This is a genomic window from Methylococcus geothermalis, from assembly GCF_012769535.1.
GTDB classification, from domain to species: Bacteria; Pseudomonadota; Gammaproteobacteria; order Methylococcales; family Methylococcaceae; genus Methylococcus; species Methylococcus geothermalis.
This window is the reverse complement of the sequence record NZ_CP046565.1, coordinates 1,149,296-1,167,096: the sequence shown is the minus strand read 5'-3', so window position 1 is coordinate 1,167,096 and position 17,801 is coordinate 1,149,296. Positions and strand designations below refer to the sequence as shown.

18 protein-coding genes are annotated in these 17,801 nt (G+C 62.9%); 12 read left to right on the top strand and 6 right to left on the bottom strand.

What is annotated here, in order from left to right; translation table 11 throughout:
* Together GNH96_RS05660 and GNH96_RS05655 are read right to left on the bottom strand one after the other, a co-directional pair.
* On the bottom strand, positions 1–189 hold the full coding sequence (locus tag GNH96_RS05660) for a hypothetical protein (protein ID WP_169602779.1): 189 nt from the start codon (positions 187–189) through the stop codon (positions 1–3).
* Positions 190–248: 59 nt separating this feature from the next.
* Entirely contained in the window at positions 249–1,178 is a 930-nt protein-coding gene (locus tag GNH96_RS05655) for a LysR family transcriptional regulator (protein WP_169602778.1), read from the bottom strand.
* A gap of 118 nt (positions 1,179–1,296) precedes the next feature.
* Here GNH96_RS05655 and GNH96_RS05650 point away from each other — a divergent pair, with 118 nt between their 5' ends.
* From GNH96_RS05650 to GNH96_RS05635, 4 genes are all read left to right on the top strand, one after another.
* Positions 1,297–1,755 carry a YybH family protein gene (locus tag GNH96_RS05650; protein ID WP_169602777.1) on the top strand — a complete coding sequence of 153 codons (459 nt, stop codon included), beginning with the start codon at positions 1,297–1,299 and terminating at the stop codon, positions 1,753–1,755.
* Between the two features lie 244 nt (positions 1,756–1,999).
* On the top strand, positions 2,000–2,584 hold the full coding sequence (locus GNH96_RS05645) for a superoxide dismutase (protein ID WP_169602776.1): 585 nt from the start codon (positions 2,000–2,002) through the stop codon (positions 2,582–2,584).
* A gap of 117 nt (positions 2,585–2,701) precedes the next feature.
* Positions 2,702–3,397 (top strand): SDR family oxidoreductase, encoded by a 696-nt coding sequence (locus tag GNH96_RS05640; protein ID WP_169602775.1) that lies wholly within the window; start codon positions 2,702–2,704, stop codon positions 3,395–3,397.
* Between the two features lie 28 nt (positions 3,398–3,425).
* Positions 3,426–3,854 (top strand): exosortase system-associated protein, TIGR04073 family, encoded by a 429-nt coding sequence (locus GNH96_RS05635; protein WP_169602774.1) that lies wholly within the window; start codon positions 3,426–3,428, stop codon positions 3,852–3,854.
* 7 nt (positions 3,855–3,861) lie between these two features.
* Here GNH96_RS05635 and GNH96_RS05630 read toward each other — a convergent pair whose 3' ends face one another.
* Positions 3,862–4,275: a gamma-glutamylcyclotransferase family protein gene (locus tag GNH96_RS05630; RefSeq protein WP_169602773.1), complete on the bottom strand. Its 414-nt coding sequence runs from the start codon at positions 4,273–4,275 to the stop codon at positions 3,862–3,864.
* A 53-nt stretch (positions 4,276–4,328) separates the two neighbouring features.
* Between GNH96_RS05630 and GNH96_RS05625 the strand changes: the two genes are divergently transcribed.
* The 5 genes from GNH96_RS05625 to GNH96_RS05605 all read left to right on the top strand — a co-directional run bounded on the left by GNH96_RS05625 (position 4,329) and on the right by GNH96_RS05605 (position 10,448).
* Positions 4,329–6,479: an AMP-binding protein gene (locus tag GNH96_RS05625; protein WP_169602772.1), complete on the top strand. Its 2,151-nt coding sequence runs from the start codon at positions 4,329–4,331 to the stop codon at positions 6,477–6,479.
* Positions 6,476–7,639, top strand: a complete 1,164-nt coding sequence (gene lplT / locus GNH96_RS05620) for a lysophospholipid transporter LplT (RefSeq protein ID WP_169602771.1) — start codon at positions 6,476–6,478, stop codon at positions 7,637–7,639. The genes GNH96_RS05625 and lplT overlap by 4 nt, the downstream gene beginning before the upstream one ends.
* Before the next feature lie 106 nt (positions 7,640–7,745).
* Positions 7,746–8,072 carry a DUF2782 domain-containing protein gene (locus GNH96_RS05615; RefSeq protein ID WP_228720031.1) on the top strand — a complete coding sequence of 109 codons (327 nt, stop codon included), beginning with the start codon at positions 7,746–7,748 and terminating at the stop codon, positions 8,070–8,072.
* Positions 8,073–8,117: 45 nt separating this feature from the next.
* A complete protein-coding gene (gene gshA / locus GNH96_RS05610; protein ID WP_169602769.1) occupies positions 8,118–9,701 on the top strand; it encodes a glutamate--cysteine ligase in 1,584 nt (527 codons plus the stop codon).
* 24 nt (positions 9,702–9,725) lie between these two features.
* Entirely contained in the window at positions 9,726–10,448 is a 723-nt protein-coding gene (locus GNH96_RS05605; protein WP_169602768.1) for a phosphoadenylyl-sulfate reductase, read from the top strand.
* Positions 10,449–10,458: 10 nt separating this feature from the next.
* Here GNH96_RS05605 and cysB read toward each other — a convergent pair whose 3' ends face one another.
* From cysB to GNH96_RS05590, 3 genes are all read right to left on the bottom strand, one after another.
* The gene (gene cysB, locus GNH96_RS05600; protein ID WP_169602767.1) at positions 10,459–11,433 is read right to left on the bottom strand and encodes an HTH-type transcriptional regulator CysB; all 975 of its coding nucleotides are present in this window, start codon (positions 11,431–11,433) and stop codon (positions 10,459–10,461) included.
* A 93-nt stretch (positions 11,434–11,526) separates the two neighbouring features.
* Complete coding sequence (gene fdxA, locus GNH96_RS05595; protein WP_169602766.1) at positions 11,527–11,850, bottom strand: ferredoxin FdxA; 324 nt, start codon at positions 11,848–11,850, stop codon at positions 11,527–11,529.
* Between the two features lie 135 nt (positions 11,851–11,985).
* The gene (locus GNH96_RS05590; protein ID WP_169602765.1) at positions 11,986–12,789 is read right to left on the bottom strand and encodes an inositol monophosphatase family protein; all 804 of its coding nucleotides are present in this window, start codon (positions 12,787–12,789) and stop codon (positions 11,986–11,988) included.
* Between the two features lie 225 nt (positions 12,790–13,014).
* On the opposite strand from GNH96_RS05590, the gene GNH96_RS05585 reads away from it, so the two are divergent.
* The 3 genes from GNH96_RS05585 (at position 13,015) to GNH96_RS05575 (ending at position 17,653) form a co-directional block, all read left to right on the top strand.
* Entirely contained in the window at positions 13,015–14,712 is a 1,698-nt protein-coding gene (locus GNH96_RS05585; protein WP_169602764.1) for a SulP family inorganic anion transporter, read from the top strand.
* Positions 14,713–14,784: 72 nt separating this feature from the next.
* The gene (locus GNH96_RS05580; RefSeq protein WP_169602763.1) at positions 14,785–16,266 is read left to right on the top strand and encodes a sensor histidine kinase; all 1,482 of its coding nucleotides are present in this window, start codon (positions 14,785–14,787) and stop codon (positions 16,264–16,266) included.
* On the top strand, positions 16,256–17,653 hold the full coding sequence (locus tag GNH96_RS05575) for a sigma-54-dependent transcriptional regulator (protein WP_169602762.1): 1,398 nt from the start codon (positions 16,256–16,258) through the stop codon (positions 17,651–17,653). The genes GNH96_RS05580 and GNH96_RS05575 overlap by 11 nt, the downstream gene beginning before the upstream one ends.
* The last annotated feature ends 148 nt before the right edge of the window (positions 17,654–17,801 follow it).

Below are 17,801 nucleotides of genomic sequence, written 5' to 3'. Positions count from 1 at the left end.
TCACCACCGCCCCCGCTTACCGCGCCACCAGCGGCGCAATGCTTTCTCGTTAAAGAACAACAGCGCCAATCCGAAATAGCCGCTCCCCGCCAGCCAATTGCCGTGGTAGAACGAGCCCACCGCCGCCATGACCGAAAACAGCACGATGATGTCTTTCAGTGCCGCCACCAGACGATCATGCTCGTCCATCGCCTACCCCCTTCGGCCCGTGCCGGACAAAGACGTCAAACCCTGCGCACCTTCGGGATTCATTCGCCGCCCTCGGGATGCATCCACTCCTCCCAATAAGGTGTGGGATGAAAGCGCTCATGGAGGAAATCGACGAAAGTGCGCACCTTGGCCGACAAATGCTTGCGGTGCGGGTAAACGGCATGAATGTCTGCCGCCGCCGGCACATAGTCGGTCAAGACCGCCTGCAATCTGCCCTTGCGGATGTCCTGTCCGACCATATAGGTCGGCAGCAGGACCAGTCCCAGGCCACTGATCGCCGCCATGCGCAAGGCATCCGCGGAGTTCGCCTCCAAGGTGCCGGAGACCTTGATGACGGTCGCCTTGCCGTCCTGCGATACGAACTGCCACTGATCGCGGGGCGGCAGGCTCGAATTGCTCAGGCAATTGTGCTTCTTCAGATCTTCGGGGGTGTTGGGCACGCCGCGTTTCTCGAAATATCTCGGCGCGCCGCAGACGATGCGCTGGGAAGTGCCGAGCTTGCGGGCGATCAGGCTGGAATCGCGCAACTCGTCCAGGTGAATGGCGAGATCGAAACCTTCTTCCACCAGGTCGACATAGCCCGCCTGCAGCACCAGCTCGACGTTGACGTCGGGATAGATTTCCAGATACGCCGCGATCGCCGGCGCCAGATGGTAGGCGCCGAAAAACGGTGTGGCATTGAGCTTGAGCGTCCCTCGCGGCTCGGTCTGCAGGCGCGTCACGGCGAGTTCGGTCTCTTCCAGGTCGTCCAGAATCTGCAGACAACGCTCCAGATAGACCATGCCGACCTCGGTCAGGCTCAAGTGACGCGTGGTCCGGTTCAGCAGCCGGACCCCTAAGCTGTTTTCGAGCTGCATCACATGCTTGGTCGCCATGGCCCGCGACAACCCCATTTCCTTGGCGGCAGACGCGAAGCTTCCTGCTTTCGCGACCTTGGTGAAAACGACCATGCTCGTGAGTTTGTCCATGTCCTTTTCCGACTAAAGTTCTATTTATTGAAACAATTCGTAAAATTTATTGGATATTGTAAACCATGACGTGGTTTCCTATAGTCAGTCCAAACCCTATCGACAATGGAGAACCCCCATGCGTACTCAAATCCTCTTGCTGACGGCCGCCTTCGGCCTCTTGACCACCCCTGGATGGGCGCAGGACGACATCCGGACCATCGCCGCGAACAACGCTGCCGAATGGAATCAGGCGTTCGCGGACGGCAAGGTCGATGAAATCGTTTCGCTGTACACGGCGGACGCCATTTTGGTGCAGCCGAACGGAAAAGTCTCCCGCGATCCGGGCGAAATCCGCAACTTCTGGCGGACCTTGATCGACCAGGGCGCCTTCAAAATCGATATCGTAGATGTTAAAGGCGAAAAAGACGACACCATCGTCACCACCACGACCTTGTCCGACCTGAAGACGTTGCAGGATTCGCACCAGACGCTGAGGTACCACTACGACGGCGTGCTCTACAGCGTGCTGAAACGCCAGAGCGATGGCAGCTGGAAAGCCCAGGTCCAGCAGTGGTCGGAACGAGCCCGTGGCTGAGATCGGCAACGCCGCCGATCGGCGCCGGCACCTGCCCGGGCCGTGTAAGCCCCTGCCCCGAACGAGCTTCCCCTGAAGCTCGTTCGTGCTTTCCCCGGCCGCTCGGTCCACCGCCCGGTTTCTTGCCCCGACGGTCGATGCCAACCCCGGCTTTTCCTAGTAAAATACCCGGGATTTCATCTGCCCGGAGGCATCCTCGCCGTTCGGGCGATTTGCCACCATCCACCCAACAAGGAGACCAGTCATGATCCATGAACTACCCGCCCTGCCATACGCCAAGAATGCCCTGGAACCACACATTTCAGCGGAAACGCTGGAATTCCATCATGGGAAGCACCACCAGACCTACGTCACCAATCTGAACAACCTGATCCCGGGTACCGAGTACGAAAACCTGTCCCTGGAAGAGATCATCCGCAAGGCGCCGGCCGGCGGCATCTTCAACAACGCGGCCCAGATATGGAACCACACCTTCTATTGGAACAGCCTGTCCCCGAACGGCGGCGGCGAACCCACCGGTGCGCTGGCCGAAGCCATCGTCAAGACCTTCGGCTCGTTCGAGAAATTCAAGGAAGAATTCACCAAGTGCGCGGTGACGACCTTCGGTTCGGGCTGGGCCTGGCTGGTCAAGAACGCCGATGGCAGCCTGGCGCTGGTCAGCACCGCCAACGCCGGCTGCCCGCTGACCTCGGGCCAGACTCCGCTCCTGACCTGCGATGTGTGGGAGCACGCTTATTACATCGACTACCGGAATGCCCGCCCAAAATATGTGGAAGCGTTCTGGAACCTGGTGAACTGGGAATTCGCCGCGGCCAATTTCGCCGGCTAAAGCCGTTCCCCGGCGAACGCCGGAGCCCTTGCCCAGGCCGGGCAAGGGCTTTTTCATGTCCACCCGTGGATATAATAGAATTCGCCTCCGAGACATCCTCCGATTGAGGGACCCAGCGTGCTTTCCGTTCTGGTGACCGGCGCCAACCGCGGCCTCGGCCTCGAATTCACCCGACAGTACCTCGATGCCGGCTGGCGAGTGATCGCCACCTGCCGCCATCCCCACGACGCCCCGGAACTGCGCGACCTGGCCAAGCGTCACGAGCACTTGGCCATCCACGCCTTGGACGTGCGGACCTTCACCTCGATCGATCAGTTCGCCTCGGCGCTGGCCGGCCAGCCGCTCGATGTCCTCATCAACAACGCCGGCGTCTACGGCGACGAACCCGGCAACGGCTTCGGGGCCATCGACTACGAACTCTGGCAGGACGTCCTCAGAACCAACGCCATGGCGCCGGTGAAAATGGCGGAAAGCTTCCTGCCGCATCTCGAACGCGGAAGCCGCAAGCTGATCGTCGGCATAACCAGCCTGATGGGCAGCATGGGAGACAACACCAGCGGCGGCGCGCTCTACTATCGCTCCAGCAAAGCGGCACTCAACGCCACGTTCAAGAGCTTGTCCCTGGACCTCAAGCCGCGCGGCATCGGAGTGCTGCTCCTCAACCCCGGATGGGTGCAGACCGACATGGGCGGCCCCCAGGCGCCGACGACCGCGGAGCGAAGCGTCGGCGGCATGCGGCGAATCATCGCTGAATACACGCCGGCGCTGTCCGGGCGCTTGATGAATTTCGACGGCAGGGAATTGCCGTGGTAACCCATCCTCGAGTCTTAAGGACCCCGCCATGCCGAACAAAGCACTCGCCCTCCCGACCCTGCTCCTGCTGACGGGCCTCGGCGCCGCCATCCCGGCAGCGCAAGCCGACGACTACGGCACCACCACATCGCTCAAGCTGGGCAGCGGCCTGTCGAACCTGGCCATGGGCTGGCTGGAGATACCAAAGAACATGATCAACACCAGCAACCAGACGAACGTCCTGTTCGGCATCTCCGGCGGCCTGCTCAAGGGTCTGCTGCACACGGTCGGACGCACGCTCACCGGCGCCGTGGACTTCGTCACCTTCCCGGTTCCGACCCAGCCGATCGCCCATCCGGAATTCGTGTGGCAGAAATTTTCCGAAGAAACGACCTACGGCCCGGCATTCGCCTCGGGGACCTTCAAGGACCCGAAGCCCGCACCGGCCCCCGCGGCCGCGCCTTATTCGAAGATGTGAGTTGCGCTCAGCGAAACTGCCGGCGGCAGCGCCGGAGGTAGGCCGGGCCGTGCGCCTTGATGAAATCATCCAGTTTCCAGTCGCGGTCAATCAGCAGATGCACGTTGCGGGGCGGGATCAGATAGACTTCGGCCGGTTTGCGCCCCAGTTCGGCGGTTGAAACCATGACCTCAGTCCGTGTGTAGAAAGCGTCCTCGAACCGGTCCAGCCGAGCGAGAGCGCAAGAGTCGAGGCCGAGAAACAAGGTGCCTTGAGTGATCGCTCCGGTTTCACGCCGCAATCCCGGATAGCTGCGGCGGCGCAGGCGATAGCGCGCATGGTCGTGGAGCCAGGCCGGCACGGTCTCGAAACTCCGTCCCGCCACGGCGGCCATCACGCCCGGCAACTGCAGGGTGCCATAGGCGAACAGCGACATTTTCATTTTTCCCGGAATCCAACAGGTTCATTACAGCCGGCAACAAGGCCACCTTCGAAATGATCAAGCCGATAATCCGACTCGTACTCAAGGCCCTGTACCGGGTCCAGGTCAAGGGCATCGAACATTATCACGGCGCCGGAAAGCGGGTGCTCATCGTCTCGAACCACACCTCGTTCCTCGATCCCCTGCTGCTCTGGGCCTTTCTCCCAGACGAAATCACCTTTGCGATCAACACCCATATCGCCCGATCCTGGTGGGTCAAACCTGCCTTGCACTGGGTCCGCACCTTCCCGATGGACCCCATCAATCCCATGTCGATCAAGGCCTTGACCCATCACCTGCGCCGGGACCTGAAAGCCGTGGTATTCCCGGAAGGCCGCATCACCGTGACCGGCTCGCTGATGAAGATCTACGACGGGTCCGGCATGGTCGCGGACAAGGCCGACGCCGTGGTGCTGCCGATCCGGATCGACGGTGCCCAGTACTCACCGTTTTCCCGCCTCAAGGGCGTGGTCCGGCTGCGCTGGCTGCCCCGGATCACCATCAACATCCTGCCATCGCGAAAGATCAGCCCACCGCCTGACATCCATGGCGAGGAACGCCGCCGCCATGCCGGTCTCGCGCTGTCGGACATCATGAGCGAGATGATATTCGCCACCGGCAACCACCACGGCACCTTGTTCTCGGCCCTGCTCGATGCCCGCAAGGTGCACGGCGGCAAGACTCTCGTGCTCGAAGACACCGAGCGCAAGCCGGCCAGCTACAACCAGCTGATCGCCCGCGCCCTGTTCGCCGGCGAGCGACTCGAACGCTTGACCGAAGCGGGTGAAACGGTCGGCCTACTGCTGCCCACCGCCATCGGCACGGTGGCGACGCTGCTCGGATTGCAGCACACCGGCCGCATCCCCGCCATGCTCAATTTCAGCACCGGCGTCTCCGTTCTGCTGGCGGCCTGCGAAACCGCGGCGATCCGGACGGTCCTGACCTCCCGGCGCTTCGTCGAGGGAGCAAAACTGGAGGATACCATCAGCCAGCTTGAAACCAAGGTCAAGGTGATCTATCTGGACGACGTCTTCCGGGACGTGTCGGCCCTGGACAAACTGCGGGCGCTGGCGAAAGGACGCGCGGTCGATTACGGCTACCGCAACCGTGTTTCGGCGGATTCGCCGGCCGTGATCCTGTTTACCTCGGGCTCGGAAGGAGCGCCCAAGGGCGTCGCGCTCTCGCACGCCAACCTGCTCTCCAACCGCGAGCAGTTCGCCGCGCGCGTGGACTTCGGGCCGCAGGACGTGATCCTCAACGCCCTGCCCCTGTTCCATTCCTTCGGCCTCACCACCGGCACCCTGTTGCCCCTGCTGTCGGGCACCCGGATATTCCTTTACCCCTCGCCGCTGCATTACCGGATCATCCCCGAGGTCGCCTACGACATCAACGCCACCATCCTGTTCGGGACCAACACCTTTCTGAGCGGCTACGGCAAACATGCCCATCCTTACGATTTCTACAGCATCCGCTACGTGTTCGCCGGCGCCGAAAAGGTACAGGCCGAGACCCGCAAGCTGTGGGCCGAAAAGTTCGGCATCCGCATCATGGAAGGCTATGGCGTCACCGAAACCAGCCCGGTGCTGACGGTCAACACCCCGATGCATTACCGGGAAGGCACGGTCGGCCGCCTCATGCCGGGCATCGACTACGCCCTGGAACCGGTCGAGGGCATCGCCGACGGCGGCCGTCTGCACGTGAAAGGGCCGAACGTCATGCTCGGCTATCTCCAAGCCCACGCGCCGGCTCGGATCGAGCCGCCAGCCTCCTGCTTCGGTCCCGGCTGGTACGACACCGGCGACATCGTCAGCGTGGACGAGCACGGCTTCGTCACCATCAAGGGGCGGGCCAAGCGGTTCGCCAAGATCGGCGGAGAAATGATCTCGCTGGCGGTCATCGAAGAACTGGCGGCCAAGGTGTGGCCGGATGCGCAGCATGCCGTGATCAGCCTGCCCGACCCGCGCAAGGGCGAACAGATCGTACTGGCCACCAACCACGCTCGAGCCGAACGGACGCCGCTGTTCGAACGGGCACGGGCCGAGGGGCTGGGCGAACTCTACCTGCCCAAGCAGATCCGGATCCTGCCGGCCCTGCCGCTGCTCGGCTCCGGCAAGATCGACTACCCCTCGCTCGCGGCCCTGTTGTCGGCGGAGAACAGCGCATGATCAAGGGGCTCGTTCCACTGGTCATCGCCCAGTTCCTCTCCGCCTTCGCGGACAACGCGATCCTGTTCACCGTCATCGCCATCGTGCTGCAGGGAGGAGAACGCGGGGAGTGGTACATCCCGGCGCTGCAGAGCGTTTTCCTGGTCGCCTACGTCACGCTTGCACCCTGGGTCGGCATCTGGGCCGACCGCCTCCCCAAGCCACAGGTGCTGATCATCGCCAATCTCATCAAGACGGCGGGAGGCGGCCTGCTGCTGGCCGGCATCGAACCTCTGATCGCCTATTCGCTGGTCGGTGCCGGGGCTGCGCTGTACAGCCCTGCCAAATACGGCATCCTGCCGGAAATCGCGGACGAGGATCAGCTCGTCAAGGCCAACGGATGGGTGGAGGGCGCCACCATCGCCGCCATTCTGCTCGGGACCGTCGGCGGCGCCAGGATCGCCGACCAGTCGATCCCGGCGGCCCTGTTCGTCATCTGCGGCTGCTTTCTGCTTTCAACCCTGGTCAGCCTGACGCTGCCAGGACTGCCCGCGCGCCGCCACGACGGATCGCCAGCCGTCCAGCAACTGGTCACGCAGAGCAGAATATTGCTGAAGTCGCAACGCGCCCGGCTGGTGCTGCTGGGCCTGGCCATGTTCTGGGCCGCCGCCGCGACCCTGCGCGTCGTTCTGGTCGCCTGGGCGCCCGCGGTACTCCACACCCAGACCGCCACCGATATCGCCGAGCTTACTCTGTTCACCGCCATCGGCATCGTGATCGGCGCCGCCCTGGCGCCGAGCTGGATCCCGCTCTCGGCGATCCGCCGTACCCGCTATGCCGGTTACGCCATCGCGCTCATGTTCGGCCTGCTTGCGGCTTCGTCCGAACCCTGGCCGGCCCGCACCGCCCTGCTCGGTATCGGCGTCGCCGGCGGCTTCTTCGTGGTACCGCTCAATGCCGCCATCCAGGATATAGGCCACCGCGGCGTCGGCGCCGGGATCACCGTGGCGATCCAGAATTTCTTCCTGAACGCCGCCATGCTCGTCGCTGTCGGTCTTTATACCGCCGCTGCCGCTCGTGGCGCCGATCCGGTCATGGTCCTGCTGGTCATGGGCGCCATCGTGCTCGTATTCGTCGCGAGAATAGCCGTCCGGCTTCCCCGAAACCTGACGGATACCTGACAACGCCACGGCAGAGGGGCGGGCGGGCCGAATCTATAATATGATTAGCGCCCTGAAGACTTCAGACCTCATAGCGTCCATGCCATTCCCGACCCGACGACTTCCCATGTTGCTCCTGCTGCTCACGCCGCTTGCCTGGGGCATTGATTCGCCGGAGGATGGCAACCTCCAGCCCGTGCCCGATCCGCCGGACATCCCGGGGCCGGTCCAGAGCGGGGAGGAGCTGGCGCCGGACGTGACCATCATGCGCAAGGGCGAAGACCTCTACGAGGAATACCGCATCAACGGCAGGCTCTACATGATCAAGGTCAAACCCAAGATCGGCCCGCCCTACGTCATGATGGACAAGGATGGCGACGGCAACATGGACGTCCGGACGACCGACATGGCCCGCAGTATGGACATCCCGCAATGGGTCCTGTTCAGCTGGTAAACCGCCGCCTGCGCTCACGGCAACAAACTTTCAGGATTTCCGCGCTTGAGAAAACTCATCGACTCGCGGCTCGAGCAGCTCGCCCGCGCCGGGCAGGCGCATCTGCTGCGAAAAGGATTGAAGGGACTGGAAAAGGAGAGCCTTCGCATCACGACCTCCGGTGAAATTGCGCAAACCCCGCATCCGAAGGCCCTGGGATCGGCGCTGACCCATCCCGCCATCACCACCGACTATTCCGAAGCGCTGATCGAGCTGATCACCCCGCCTTTCGAGGATAGCGCCGACACCTTGGCGGCGCTGGAAGACATCCATCGCTTCGTTCATGCCAATATCGACGGCGAACTGCTGCTGGCGACCTCGATGCCCTGCCGGATCGAGGGCGACGAGAGCATCCCGATCGCGGTCTATGGCAGTTCCAACATCGGCAAGATGAAGCACGTCTACCGCCGCGGCCTGGGCTACCGCTATGGCCGGGCCATGCAAGCCATCGCCGGCGTCCATTTCAATTATTCGGTGAACGAGGATTTATGGCCGGTGCTGCAGGCACTGGCCGGCGACCGCCGGCCGCTCCCGCAGTTCGTTGCAGACCGCTATTTCGGGATGGTGCGCAACATCCAGCGCTTCGGCTGGCTGATCCTGTACCTGTACGGCACATCGCCCGCCATGTCCAAGTCCTTCCTTACAGGGAGGGAGACGCCGCTGGCTTCGAGTTTCGCCGAATTCGACCCGACCACTTGGCACCGTCCCTACGCCACCTCGCTGCGCATGAGCGACATCGGCTACCGCAATGACAATCAGGCCAGCCTCGACATTTCCTTCAACCGGCTCGATGATTACGTCCGCGATCTGAGCCACGCCATCTCCACGCCCTATGCGCCCTACCAGGCCATCGGCATCGAAGTGGACGGCGAATACCGCCAGCTCAACGCCAACATCCTGCAGATCGAAAACGAATACTACAGCACCGTGCGCCCGAAGCAGATCACGCGCTCCGGCGAAATGCCCACCCTGGCCCTGAAGAAACGCGGCATCAGCTATCTCGAACTGCGCTCGGTGGACCTGAACTGCTATCACCCGGCCGGAATCAGCCCCGAACAATTGAGGTTCCTGGAGACCTTCATGCTGCTATCCTTGCTCGCCGACAGCCCGCCGATGAGCACCGAGGAGAAGAAAACCGCGGCCAACAACATGCTGGCCACCGCCTGTTGCGGCCGCACGCCGGGCATGGCACTGATGAGGGGCGATGGCGCGGTGGACCTTCGAGCCTGGGCTAAGGAGCTGTGCGAATCCATGGAGCCGATCGCCGCTGCGCTGGACGGCGATTCGAATGACCGCCCCTATTCCCTCGCCCTTGAGCACCAATATGTGGCTATCGCCGATCCCGAACAGCACCTTCCTTCGGCCCGCATGCTGCGGGAAATGCGCAGCAACCGCGAATCGTTCGCCGAATTCGCCCAGCGGCTCTCGGTGCAGCACGCCGAAGCCATGCGCAGCCATCCCCTCGCGCCCGAAACGGAAGCCAGCATGCGGCGCATGGCCGAAGAATCCCTGGCGGAACAGGAAGCGATCGAGGCAAGCGATTCTCTCGCCTTCGCCGAGTTCCTGCAGCGCTACTTCGCCCAAACCTGAAAGCACGTCATAGACTCTGCCCCCATGACACACGCCGACATCGAAACACTCCGGACCGAACTGGCCGACCGTTCGCCGCGCACCGTGCTGGAAGCGGCATTGAAGCGCTTCGAACGGATCGCCGTCTCCTTCAGCGGGGCGGAAGACGTTGTACTGGTGGACATGGCCTCGCGCCTCCGTCCCGGCATCGAGGTATTCACGCTGGACACCGGCCGCCTGCACGCCGAAACCTATCGCTTCCTCGAAGAAGTGCGCGAGCGCTTTCCGATCAGGCTCGAAGTCTTGTCTCCGGATGCGGCGGAACTGGAAACCATGGTGCGGGAAAAGGGGCTGTTCAGCTTCTACCGGGACGGCCACCAGGAATGCTGCGGAATCCGCAAGGTCGGGCCGCTGCGCCGCAAGCTGGCGACGCTCGATGCCTGGATCACCGGCCAGCGCCGGGATCAGAATCCGACCCGGCAGGCGGTACCGGAAGTGGAAGCCGATCCGGCCTTTGCGAGCGAAGACCATCCCCTTGTGAAGTTCAATCCGCTGGCCGGCTGGACTTCGATCCAGGTGTGGGATTACATCGCCGCCTGCGACATCCCGTTCAATGCCTTGCACCTCAAAGGGTATGTCAGCATCGGCTGCGAACCCTGCACCCGCCCGATCCGCCCCGGCCAGCACGAACGCGAGGGCCGCTGGTGGTGGGAGGATGCGCTCAAGAAGGAATGCGGCCTGCACATCGGCGACTCCTCCAAGGACTGAGCGGCCGCAGCTACCGGACCGGCAAAGTCAGGCCGGCAAACAGGGTTTCGAGCTCCTTGGGTTCGCGCGAAGCCAGCGCCCGATCCACCACCTCGCGGGTCAGGTGCGGTGCGAACAGTGCAATGAAATCGTAGAGGAAACCGCGAACGAAGACGTCGCGCCTCAGCCCGATATTGGTCACACTGTATTCGAACAGGTGGGAGGCATCCAGCGCCACGAGGTCCGCGTCCGTCTCCGGGTTGTAGGCCATCTTGGCGATGATGCCCACTCCCAGCCCCAGCCGCACATAAGTCTTGATGACGTCGGCGTCGACCGCGGTCAAGGCGAGCCGCGGCTTGATGCCCGCCGTGTTGAAAGCCTGATCCAGTTGCGAACGGCCGGTGAAACCGAAGACGTAGGTGATCAACGGATGTTCGCCGATATCCTGCAGGGTGAGGCTGGGCCTCTCGGCCAAGGGATGGCCCTTCGGCACCAGGGCGATCCGGTTCCACTTGTAGCAGGGCAGCATCACCAGGTTGCCGAACAGCTCGATCGCCTCGGTGGCGATGGCAATATCCACCAAACCGCGCGAGGCTTCCTCGGCAATCTGGAGCGGCGTGCCCTGATGCATGTTGAGCTTGATGCCGGGATAACGCAGCATGAACTCGCGCACCACCGGCGGCAGGGCATAGCGGGCCTGGGTATGGGTGGTCGCGATGGAGAGCGAGCCGACGCGGTTGTCGCGGAACTCCTGGGCAACGCTGCGGATGTCCTGGACCTTGCTCAGAATCTGCCCTGCCAGTTCGACCACGTGTTTTCCGGCCGGCGTGATCTCGGTCAGATGCTTGCCATTGCGGGAGAATATGGAAATGCCGAGTTCCTCCTCCAGCAGCTTGATCTGCTTGCTGATGCCGGGCTGGGAGGTGAACAGGGCATCCGCGGTGGAGGAAACGTTGAGATCGTGCTGGGAGACTTCCCAGACGTAGCGAAGCTGCTGCAGCTTCACGTCGCTACTCCGGGAATCGAGCCGGCACGCGCGTCGCGCCGAGGAAGCGAAGACGCGCGCCGGTACAGCGAAGCCGGTGCTTGGCCGGGACGGTCAGCGCTCAAGATACTGCAGCTTGTCCGGCTTGCCATTCCACTCGTCGGCGTCGGGGAGGGCATCCTTCACTTCGGAAATGCTGGGCCAGATCTTGGAAAGCTCGGCGTTCAACTGGATGAACTGCTCCTGCCCTTCGGGCAGTTCGTCCTCCGAATAGATCGCATGAGCGGGGCATTCGGGTTCACACAGCGTGCAATCGATACATTCATCGGGGTCGATGACGAGAAAATTGGGGCCCTCGTGAAAACAATCCACCGGACAGACATCAACGCAATCGGTGTATTTGCATTTGATGCAGTTTTCAGTCACAACAAAAGTCATCTGAGCAATCCTAAAAGTCGTTCGCTTGAGTGAAACCTTGGCATGTCGGGAACGGCCGCGCCCTGTCCCGCATCGTGGGCACGCATTTTACATGTGTGCCCACGTTTTCCCAAAACGCCGAATGACCTGGCTAGACTATCCCTCCAACGGCGCCGCGCCCAGCCACGATACCCACTGGGCAAACAAATCGGGATCGAGCGCGGCCACGGCGGAACGCATGCCCATGTCCCCCGCGGTCGACGACTCATGGGCGAGGCGCGTTGCCCGGCCGCCGGCTTCGCCCAGGATCAGCATTCCAGCGGCGTAGTCCCACAGCTTCTGGCCGCCGTGCAAATAAAGATGGTAACGGCCCGCGGCCAGCCAGCACCACTCCAGGGCCGTCGAACCGAAGTTGCGTTGCGAGCTGAACGGTGGCTCGTCCGCCAGCCGGCGTCTTAAGGCGCGATCGAGACGCTTGAAATCGACCACGGCGATGCAGCGCCGCAAGGGCAGACCGACACGCCGCGGCATCAGACGCTCGCCGTTCAACCATGCGCCGCCGCCGGCCTTGGCATGAAAAAGCTCGTCGCGCACCGGATCGTAGACCAACCCCAGCACCGAACGCTCCTCCCGGATCAGGGCCAGCGAAATCGAAAAGAAAGGAATGCCGGCCGCGAAATTGCTGGTCCCATCCAATGGATCCAGGCACCACAGGCCGGGCCCGGCGCGCATCAGGAGTCCACGTTGCTCCTCCCCGCTCATTTCCTCGCCGAGCACCTCGAAACTTGGCGTCAGCTTGCGGAGTTCTGCGACCAGCCGCTCTTGAGCGGCCAGGTCGGCCTCGGTCACGATGCTGCCGTCGGGCTTGACCGACCGCTGGGAGCGGGCGAAACGAGGGAGCAACTCCCTCTGCGCGACGTCTTTGAGCAATGCCTCCAGGAGTGCGATTTCGGGAAACATTTTCCGGTCGGGCCTCTCTAACGTTCAGCCAAAGTTTACGCGAAAAACCGCAGGAGCGGTCGGAGGCCGATGGTGGATAACCCCCGCTTGTGGGTGGAGTCAACCACCATCATCGGCTGCCCCCTCGCCAAGGCGCCGCCAGTAGGCCGTTTGTCGATCCACCGTCAATGGCACGGTTCTCGCTTGTCTGAATCAACGACATCCATCACCCAATGCGAGACCGCCATGAACACAGCGACGATTGCCGAGAGTATCCCGCCGGACGGCATGGCCGGCCTGCGAGCACACTGGAAAAGCGACTTGGTCTCGGGCTTTCTAATCTTCCTGATCGCCCTGCCCCTTTGCCTTGGAGTCGCCATGGCCTCGGGCTTCCCGCCCATGGCCGGGATCATTTCGGCCGTGGTCGGAGGCCTCCTGGTTTCCCGGATCAACGGCTCCTACATGACCATCAACGGCCCTGCCGCCGGACTCATCGTGGTCATTCTTGCCGCTACCCAGACATTGGGCCAGGGCGACGCGATGCAGGGTTATCGCTGCACGCTGGCTGCCATCGTGGTGGCCTCGGCACTGCAGATCGCGATGGGATTACTCAAGGCGGGACGCCTCAACGCCTATTTCCCGGCTTCCGTGGTCCACGGCATGCTCGCTGCGATCGGCATCATCATCATGGCCAAGCAGTTCCACATCATGGTGGGCGTCAAACCGGAGGCCGCCAGCGACGACCTGCTCGCGACGATTGCCGAGATTCCCCACAGCCTGCTCGACCCCAACCCGGAAATCGCGCTGATCGGCGCCGTGGGCCTTTTGATCCTCATCGCCTGGTCGCTGATGCGAAGCCGCTATCTCAAGATGGTGCCGGCACCGCTGCTGGTCGTGCTCGCCGGCATGGCGCTCGGCAAATATTTCGATCTGGATCATGAACATATTTATATGTTCCATCCGGACAACCCGATTCTGCCGCACCACGAATACACCGTCGGCCCCAAGTTCCTGGTGACCATTCCGGAGGACTTCACCGCGGGTTTCTATCTCCCTGATTTTTCCAAGGTCTGGACGGCGGACTTCTGGGGCGCCGCGATCAGCATCTGCCTGGTCGGCAGCCTGGAAACGCTGCTCAGCGCGGTGGCGGTGGACAAACTCGACCCTTACAAGCGCTGCTCCAACCTGAACCGCGATCTCACCGCCGTCGGCGCCGGCAACCTGATCTGCGGCTTGATCGGAGGACTGCCGATGATCGCGGAAATCGTGCGCAGCTCGGCCAACATCACCAACGGAGCGAAGACCGGCTGGGCCAACTTTTTCCACGGCGCCTTCCTGCTGCTGTTCGTCGCGCTGTTCCCGCACGTCATTCACGAGATTCCGCTGGCTTCGCTGGCAGCGCTGCTGGTGTATACCGGTTTCCGGCTGGCCTCGCCCAGGGAATTCGCCAAGACCATGGATATCGGCTGGGAACAGTTGACGCTGTTCGTGATCACCATTCTCGGCGTGCTCGCCACGGATCTGTTGATCGGCGTTGCCATCGGCATTCTCGCCAAGCTGGCGATCCACATGCTGCGGGGCGTTGATCCGAAACACCTGCTCAAGATTTCCTATCGGATAGAAGAGGTTCCGCCCGACACCTTTGTGATCCACGTCGACGGCTCTGCGATCTTCTCCAATTTCATCGCCCTGAAAAGCGAAGTCGCGGATTTTCCCGTCGGCAAGACCGTGATCTTCGACCTGTCGAATGCCGATTTCATCGACCACACCGTGATGGAATTCATCGACCATTTCCGGCATGACTACGTGCAGCGAGGCGGCCATTGCGAAATACGGGGCCTCGAATCCCACGTACCGTATTCGAGCCATCCCCTGGCCGCAAGAAAACGCAAATCGCCGGCGAAGGACTCCGGCAAAGTCAAATTGGGCAGGCAAGCCGGCTGAGGCCAGCGCAGGCGCGGGCCCTGGAACGGCACGGGGTCTGGGCTATAATGCCCGCTTCCCCGCCTATTCCGCATGTCCGTCGTGAAACCTCTGGTCTACCGTGCGGCCCAGCTTCGCGGCTGGGCCCTGCTCGGCCTGCTCGTGCTGATCCTTGCCGTGCTGGTGGGCATGATCTGGCGCAACCTGGACCGGTTCGAGACCATCCGCGCCCACGTCAATTACGCCCACCGCATCATGCAGACCGGCCTGGACCTTCAAAAGGCCCTGACCGATTCGTTGCAGGACAATGAAAAAGCAATCCAGCCCGGACGCTTCGATGCCCTGGCCCGCGACCTCAACCAGCTCCGCCAATCCGACCAGCATTTCGATCCCGATACGCCGCGCAAGCTCCAAATCGTGGAAGGCTATCTCGCCGATCCTCTCCTCGGCCAGATGGGCGCGCGCCCGCGGCGAACGCGCCTGCTGCTGGCGCTCCATGTGATGAGCGAAATGCTGGACGCGGAAACCGCCCGCCGGGAAGAGTTGCTGGAAGACATCAGCACCAATACCCGCAGCGAGATCACTCTGGCCAGCCTCACGCTCGCCGCCATCCTGCTGGTGACCATGCTGTTCCTCACCCGCCGCATCCTGAAGCCCTTGCGGAATCTGCGGGAACTGCTGTCGCGCATCGCCATCGAGGATTTCTCGCCGATCGCCACCCACAACCTGGACCCGGTGCTGCTGCCGGTTTTCACCAGCTACAACGAAATGGTGGGCCAGCTCGCCGAACTGCAGGAAACCAAGCGGCGTTATGCGGAGGCCTTGGAAGCGGACGTGCGTTCGGCCACCCAGGCCCTGCTCGAGCAGCAATACAGCCTCGCGCGAGCCGAGCGCTTCGCTGCGCTGGGCGAACTCGCCGCCGGCATCGCGCATGAATTGCGCAATCCGCTGGCGGGCATCCAAATGAGCTGCACCAACCTCCGGCATGAGGTCAGCAACCCGGAACAGGCCGAGCGGCTTGATCTCATCATCGACGAACTCAAGCGGATGGCCAGGCTGCTCAACGACTTGCTCGCGCAGGGCCAGCACACGCCGGCGCCTGCCCGGGACTTCAACCTCGCCGCGCTAGTTCGCGACCTCACTGCGTTGACGCGCTATCAGATTCCCTCCCATATCGCGCTGAACTACGAGGTGCCCGAGGGGCTGACCTGCCACTTGCCGGACGGCAGCTTGCGGCAAGCCCTGCTCAATCTGATCCTGAATGCCGCGGCAGCCATCGGCCCGGCGCCCGGCGAGATCGACGTCGAGGTCCATACCGAGGGCGAGCAATTGATCATCCAAGTCTGCGACAATGGTCCCGGGTTTTCGGACGAAATTTTGAAACACGGTGTCCGGCCGTTCGGAACCGGCCGGCCGGGCGGAACCGGCCTCGGCCTCGCCATGGTGCAGCGCTTCATCCGCGAGGTGAACGGCCAGATGCATCTGGCCAACCGCAGCCAGGGCGGCGCCTGCTGCACGCTCATCATCCCGCGCCACACCGCTTCTGCCGGAGAAATACCCACTTATGGCCTATAGCTTGCTGATCATCGAAGACGAGAAACTGCTCGGCTCGGAACTGGTCCGGCATTACGAACGGGCCGGCTGGGACGTCGATTGGGCCAAGACCTTGGCCGAGGCGCGCAACCTGTTCACCAAGAAGGCGGTCGACCCCCTGCTGGTGCTCTCCGACCGCAGTCTGCCGGACGGCAACGCGCTGGACCTGATGGAGGAAATGCGCGGCCAAGGCAACACTTCGGAATGGCTGCTGCTGACCGGCTACGGCAGCGTGCCGGATTCGGTCCGCGCCCTGCGCCTGGGCGCTTACGACTTCCTGGAGAAACCCTGCGAACTCGAGCGCCTCGACCTGGTGGTCGCCAGCGCCACGCGTTCCGCCCAGGCGCAGCGCCGCCTGCTCGAACAGGCGCAGGAACGGCACCGCCGATATTCGCCCGAGGCCTATGTCGGCCGCAGCGAAGCCGCGCAGCGAGTGCGCGACATGCTCGAGCGCCTCACCCGGGTGCCTTTCAGCGCGCTGATCATCGGCGGCGAGAGCGGCACCGGCAAGGGACTGGTCGCGCGCATCCTGCATTATTCGGGCAAGCGCGCCCAGCACCCGTTGATCGAACTCAACTGCGCCGCGCTCCCCCACGATCTGCTCGAATCCGAGCTGTTCGGACACGAGGCCGGCGCCTTCACCGGGGCCATCGGCCGCCATCGCGGACTCATCGAACAGGCCGACGGCGGCACCCTGTTCCTGGACGAGATCGGGGAAATGCACCTCGACCTGCAGGCCAAGCTGCTCAAGGCCATCGAAGACCGCAAGATCCGCCGGCTGGGCTCGGAAAAGGAAATCAGCGTCGATGTCCAGATCCTGGCTGCCAGCAACCGCGACCTGGAAGATATGGTGCGCAACAGCAGCTTCCGCGGCGACCTTTTTCACCGGCTGAGCGTTTTCCGGCTGCAACTGCCGCCGCTGCGCCAGGTCAAGCAGGACCTGGAAGAACTGGTGCCATTGCTGATCGCGGAATTCAACGCCAAAGCCGGAAAGCAGGTGAAGGTCATTCCCGACGACGCCTGGAGCCTGCTCAAGGCCTATGACTGGCCCGGCAATGTCCGTGAACTCCGCAACGTCATCGAGCGCTGCGTGCTGTTCGCCGACGGCCCGGTATTCCCCACGCAATGGCTGCAATTGCCCGGCCAGCTCAACATTCCGCCGGCCCATCCCGCGGTCCCGGCCGGAACCGAGTGCATCGTGCTGCCCCTGGACGGCAGCATGGCGCTGGACGACATGGACTGCTACATCATCCGCACCACGCTCGATCGCTATGGCGGCAACGTCACCGCCGCGGCCCGGGCCCTGGGCGCCACCCGCGAGACGTTGCGCTATCGCATCCGCAAATACGGCCTCAAGGAAACCGCCTGATCCGCCCGTGCCCTTGTCGGATTTCCGACAAATCGCCGCACTATTCGGGTGCGATGACTTCACGAGCGACGGCCTCGATGGCGCCTAGGCCATGATTTTCAAGGCTTGGCTGGGACGGCACGGGATATGCTGGATACAGGGCAAGGAC

Excerpts from the sequence above, each read along its gene's own strand:
- GNH96_RS05645 (WP_169602776.1), top strand. The coding sequence starts at position 2,000 with ATGATCCATGAACTACCCGCCCTGCCATACGCCAAGAATGCCCTGGAA.
- GNH96_RS05585 (WP_169602764.1), top strand. The coding sequence starts at position 13,015 with ATGAACACAGCGACGATTGCCGAGAGTATCCCGCCGGACGGCATGGCC.
- GNH96_RS05590 (WP_169602765.1), bottom strand. The coding sequence starts at position 12,789 with ATGTTTCCCGAAATCGCACTCCTGGAGGCATTGCTCAAAGACGTCGCG.
- GNH96_RS05630 (WP_169602773.1), bottom strand. The coding sequence starts at position 4,275 with ATGAAAATGTCGCTGTTCGCCTATGGCACCCTGCAGTTGCCGGGCGTG.
- GNH96_RS05605 (WP_169602768.1), top strand. The coding sequence starts at position 9,726 with ATGACACACGCCGACATCGAAACACTCCGGACCGAACTGGCCGACCGT.
- GNH96_RS05655 (WP_169602778.1), bottom strand. The coding sequence starts at position 1,178 with ATGGACAAACTCACGAGCATGGTCGTTTTCACCAAGGTCGCGAAAGCA.
- lplT (WP_169602771.1), top strand. The coding sequence starts at position 6,476 with ATGATCAAGGGGCTCGTTCCACTGGTCATCGCCCAGTTCCTCTCCGCC.
- GNH96_RS05650 (WP_169602777.1), top strand. The coding sequence starts at position 1,297 with ATGCGTACTCAAATCCTCTTGCTGACGGCCGCCTTCGGCCTCTTGACC.
- GNH96_RS05635 (WP_169602774.1), top strand. The coding sequence starts at position 3,426 with ATGCCGAACAAAGCACTCGCCCTCCCGACCCTGCTCCTGCTGACGGGC.
- GNH96_RS05575 (WP_169602762.1), top strand. The coding sequence starts at position 16,256 with ATGGCCTATAGCTTGCTGATCATCGAAGACGAGAAACTGCTCGGCTCG.
- GNH96_RS05580 (WP_169602763.1), top strand. The coding sequence starts at position 14,785 with ATGTCCGTCGTGAAACCTCTGGTCTACCGTGCGGCCCAGCTTCGCGGC.
- GNH96_RS05660 (WP_169602779.1), bottom strand. The coding sequence starts at position 189 with ATGGACGAGCATGATCGTCTGGTGGCGGCACTGAAAGACATCATCGTG.
- GNH96_RS05615 (WP_228720031.1), top strand. The coding sequence starts at position 7,746 with ATGTTGCTCCTGCTGCTCACGCCGCTTGCCTGGGGCATTGATTCGCCG.
- fdxA (WP_169602766.1), bottom strand. The coding sequence starts at position 11,850 with ATGACTTTTGTTGTGACTGAAAACTGCATCAAATGCAAATACACCGAT.
- GNH96_RS05625 (WP_169602772.1), top strand. The coding sequence starts at position 4,329 with ATGATCAAGCCGATAATCCGACTCGTACTCAAGGCCCTGTACCGGGTC.